Source organism: Kitasatospora sp. MBT63, from assembly GCF_000710465.2.
Taxonomy (GTDB): Bacteria; Actinomycetota; Actinomycetes; order Streptomycetales; family Streptomycetaceae; genus Kitasatospora.
In genome coordinates this window covers 26,647-28,499 of sequence record NZ_JAIZ01000651.1, presented here as the reverse complement: position 1 = coordinate 28,499, position 1,853 = coordinate 26,647, and the positions used below count along the sequence as shown (strand labels likewise).

General features: G+C 78.0%; 2 protein-coding genes. One reads left to right on the top strand and one right to left on the bottom strand.

Annotated elements, in window-relative coordinates:
- Positions 1-726, bottom strand: a 726-nt coding sequence (locus tag AA75_RS50145; protein WP_033824265.1) for a hypothetical protein, incomplete at its 3' end; no start/stop codon positions are given.
- 367 nt (positions 727-1,093) lie between these two features.
- On the opposite strand from AA75_RS50145, the gene AA75_RS50140 reads away from it, so the two are divergent.
- The coding region (locus tag AA75_RS50140) for a hypothetical protein (protein WP_033824264.1) at positions 1,094-1,853 on the top strand (760 nt) is incomplete at its 3' end.

The following is a 1,853-nucleotide window of genomic DNA, read 5'->3' as shown; positions in this document are numbered from 1 at the left end:
CAGGCCGAGCAGGACCGGGTCGGCGCAGCCGAGTGCCGTCACCCGGCCCGCCGCCAGCCGGACCGACACCGGCCGCTCGTGCAGCGAACCGCCCAGCCGGGTCGGCCGGTTGATCGCGATCAGCCCGTCCGCGACGAACTCGCCGTCGGCCTGCGCGGCCGGCCAGTGCAGGTGCCCGGCGGGCAGCTGCCGGACCCGCCCGGCCTCGGCCGGCCCGTCCTCCACCCGGGGCGGCCGGCCGTCGGCGGGACGCAGCCGCAGTTCGGCGCCGCCGCCGGTGGCGACCAGGACGGCCGGTGCGGCGGCGGTCAGCTGCCGCAGGTGCGCCAGCCGGCCGGCCCGCAGCGCGGGGTCCTCCCAGTCCGGGACCGGGAGCTGGACCGCGACCAGGGTGGCCGGCAGCCGCAGCACCGCGTGGTCCAGCGGCTCGGCGCACAGGAAGAACACCGCCTCCCGGGCCGGCGGCCCGTCCCCGCGCAGGTCCGCCAGCGCGCCCAGGACCCGCCGGCCGGTCCGTACCGGGCTCCGGGCGTCCCCCGCCAGCAGCCGGACCGCGATCCCGCCGGCCCTGGCGGTGGCCGCCAGCCAGGCCGCCTCGGCCGCCCGGCCGCGGTCGAGGACGACGACCAGCCGGTCTCCGGCCGCGAGCCGCAGCCGGTCGAAGAGCGCGGACCGGACGGCGAGCCGCTCGGCGGGGTCGGGTGCCAGGATCTGGGCAGAGGGCATACGGGCGGCCTTCACGGGGTCGGGTGCCGTCCGCTGGTCACGGATCGGCAGGGCGGTCGGGCCGGGCGGTCGGCCGCGGCCGTACGGGATCGAGGGCGCGGACCGGGCCGGGGTGACCGGCCGACCGGCCGGTCGGGTGTCCGGAAAACTGCGGTCGCCGCACCGGCCCTCTGGCCGGGCGCTGCCCCCTGTGGCATGTTGGCGCAGGCCCGCTCCCCCCACGAGCCGGGCCGGTCCGACGAGCTACCCTGACGAGCTGTCAGAACTGTTGAAGATCAGAGCATTTGACAGTTTCGCGGCCATCCGGCCGGAGCGTCCAGCATGCGGATCTGGCAGCAACCTGCATGTCCCCAACGTGCAGCGAACCATGACCGGGGGTACCTCCTTGCCGGACACCACGGCTCCCGACCCCGTACCGCGGCTCGACACCGCCGCCGTCCGGCTCTTCGACCTGGCGCTGGCCAACGGCCGGCTCGACCGCTCCCGCCCCGGCCAGGAGGCCCCGGACCTCGACCGCGAGCAGTTCGACCGGGCCTGCGAGGTGCTGCTGCGGCTGCGGCTGCTCCGCCCGGCACCCCAACGGCCCGACCAGCTGGTGCCGATGAGCCCCGAACTGGCCGCCGCCGGGGTGACCGCACCGCTCGAACGGGAGATCGCCGGCACCGCCGAACGGGTCCGGGCGATCCGCGAGGAGTTCGGCGCCCTGATGCCCCGCTACCGCTCCGCCCGGCGCGGCACCGCCCGGCACGATCCGGTCGAACTGCTGACCGACCCGGAGGTCGCCGCGGCCGTCTTCGCCGAGGAGAGCGCCCGCTGCCGGCAGGAACTGTTCACCGTGACACCCGGCGGCCTGCCCGCCGCCACCGACGGCGACCCCGGGTTCGCCGCCCTCGGCCGCGGCGCCCGGCTGCGCACCCTGTGCCGGGCCGCGCCCGCCGCACCCGGCCCGCAGCGCGAGCGGATCGACCGGCTGATCGCCGCCGGCGCCGCCTACCGCGCCCTGCCCGAACTGCCCGCGCCCGCGACGGTGATCGACCGCAGCACCGCCTTCCTCGCCCACCGCGAACCCGACGGCTCCACCGGCACCGTCCTGCTGCGCGACCCCGGCGCGGTCGCCCACCTCTGCC